Source organism: Allobosea sp. P1_A7 (assembly GCF_056406775.1).
The window spans coordinates 1-2,520 of sequence record NZ_JBFTZN010000480.1 but is presented as its reverse complement, the minus strand read 5'-3'; the positions used below and the strand labels follow the sequence as shown (position 1 = coordinate 2,520).

Sequence of the window (2,520 nt, the reverse complement as noted above, 5' to 3'; positions counted from 1 at the left end):
GGTTCGGGCAACGACACGATCACGGCCAGTGCGGCGGTGAACGTGATGGARGGCGGGGCGGGCAAYGACACCTTCCRCTTCGAGAGCAAGGAAGCGGCGGATGGCGACACCATCCTCGACTTCGAGCCTGGCGATAAGCTCGACCTCTCCGGCATCGACGCCAATGGCGCGCTCGCCGGCAACCAGAGCTTCACSCTGACCAGCGGCCCGGCCTTCACCGCCACGGCCCAGYTGGTGGTCGCCTACGAGACCCGGGCCGACGGCGACTACACCGTGGTCAAGGGCAATGTCGACGSCGACGSCGATGCCGACTTCCAGATCAACCTGAAGGGCAGCCACACCCTGACCGGCAGCAACTTCAGCTTCTAGAAGCCGCGCTTCCCGGCCGGCGGGCCCYGTGCCCGCCGGCCGCCTTCCTGYCGACTGCTTCATTTGACGGTTTGCGATCATGGCACCTTCCAAGGCACAGACCTCCGCCCGCAAGCGCGATGCCGCCAGGCTGACGCTCGGCTTCCGCTCSGCCTTCCTCTTCCTGTTYGCGGTCTCGGGGCTGATCAATGTGCTGGCGCTGACCGGCTCATTCTACATGCTGCAGGTCTATGACCGGGCSCTGACCTCGGGCAGCGTCCAGACGCTGGCGGCGCTCTCGGCGCTGGCGATCGGGCTCTAYYTGTTCCAGGGCGCCTTCGACGTGATCCGCTCGCAGGTGCTGGTCCGGGTCGGGGCCMGGCTCGACAAGGATATCGCGCCGCTGGCGCACCGGGTGGCGATCGACATGCCGCGCTTCGGSTTYTCGAGCACCGAGGCGCTGGAGCGCGGGCGCGATGTCGACACRGTGCGCGGCTTCCTCGGCAGCCAGGGGCCGGGCGCGCTGTTCGACCTGCCCTGGATCCCGCTCTATCTCGCCTTCGCCTATTTCCTGCACCCCTGGCTCGGCGCGCTGACGCTGGCGGGCGCCGTGGTGCTGACCCTGCTGACGGTGGCSAGCGAGRTCCTGACCCGCCGGCTCAACGGCACGACGCGCCAGGCGGCGATCACCCGCGGCGCGATCGCCGATTCCAATGCCCGCAATGCCGAGGTRCTGAAGGCGATGGGCTTTGCCGACCGGGCGGTCGAGCGCTTCAACCTKGCCAACCGCGAGCAYCTGGCGCTGCAGACCAAGGCCAATGACCTCGGCGGCAGCCTGGGCGCGGTCTCGCGCGTGCTGCGCATGATCCTGCAATCGGCGATCCTCGGGATGGGCGCCTATCTGACGATCAAGGGCGAGCTCTCGGCCGGSGCGATCATCGCCTCCTCGGTCGCCTCGTCGCGRGCGCTGGCGCCGGTCGATCTCGCGATCGCCAACTGGAAGTCCTTCGTCGCGGCACGCGCCGCCTTCCAGCGCCTGCGCGAGACGGTGGTGGCGCTGAGCCAGGCGGTGGTGCCGATGCAGCTGCCGGCGCCGGTCGGCGCGCTCAAGGTCGACAAGATCACGGTYGCCGCCCCGGTCTCGGGCCAGGTCCTGCTCAGCGAGGTCGGCTTCGACCTGAAGGCSGGCACGGCGCTYGGCCTGATCGGCCCGAGCGGCGGCGGCAAGACSACGCTGGTGCGGGCCCTGACCGGGATCTGGCCGTGCCTGCGCGGCTCGGTCCGGCTCGACGGCGCCGAGCTGGCGCAATGGCCGGAGGCCAGCCTCGGGCGCTTCATCGGCTATCTCCCGCAGGAGGTCAGCCTGCTCGATGCCAGCGTCGAGGAGAACATCTCGCGGCTCTCGGCYGAGAGCGACGCCGCCGGGGTCGTGGCGGCRGCCAAGGCGGCCGGCATCCACGAGATGATCGTGCGKCTGGCCGATGGCTACCAGACCCAGCTCGGGCCGCARGGCGCGGCGCTCTCGGCCGGCCAGCGCCAGCGCATCGGCCTGGCGCGGGCGCTCTACGGCAACCCCTTCCTGGTCGTCATGGACGAGCCGAACTCGAATCTCGACGGCGAGGGCGAGAGCGCGCTCAAGGCGGCGATCGAGACGGTCAAGGAGCGCGGCGGCATCGCGATCATCGTGGCGCACCGGCCRAGCGCGCTCGCCGCCGTCGACTTCGTCGGCGTCATCCAGAACGGCAAGCTYGCCGCCTTCGGGCCGCGCAACGAGATMCTGACCCCGGCGACGACSCAGGTCGCCCCGGCCAGCACGCCGGCAGCACCGCTGCGGATGCCGCAGGCCAGTCCYATCGCAGCTCCCTTCAAGCCTGCGCATGAACGGGTGTCGGCATGATCGAGATCARRACCCTCAAGGCCCCGGCGCCGGGCGCGCCYKCCGCGGAGCAGAGCTACCGCAAGATCACCGACGAGGACGCGGCGCCGTCGTCGCGCTGGCCGGCGCTGGTYGTGCTCGCGCTGACCGCGGTCGCGATCTACGTCAAGAGCCTCTTCCCCAGCCACGCCAAGTCCGATCTCGGTCCGCCCACCGAGCCCCCGGGCGAGGATGCGGCTGGGGGAGGCCCCTCGAGGCAGGCGCAGGCCGAGGAGGCGGACAAGGAGGCCGAGGCC

The 2,520-nt window shown here is 70.6% G+C and carries 2 protein-coding genes and 1 pseudogene; all 3 read left to right on the top strand.

The features are described from left to right. Positions 1-369: pseudogene (locus AC1D34_RS36595) on the top strand (hypothetical protein); the annotation flags it as partial. A gap of 79 nt (positions 370-448) precedes the next feature. Continuing rightward, positions 449-2,245: a type I secretion system permease/ATPase gene (locus AC1D34_RS36590; protein WP_476826904.1), complete on the top strand. Its 1,797-nt coding sequence runs from the start codon at positions 449-451 to the stop codon at positions 2,243-2,245. Further along, on the top strand, positions 2,242-2,520 hold a 279-nt coding region (locus tag AC1D34_RS36585), incomplete at its 3' end, for a hypothetical protein (protein ID WP_476826903.1). The genes AC1D34_RS36590 and AC1D34_RS36585, both read left to right, overlap by 4 nt.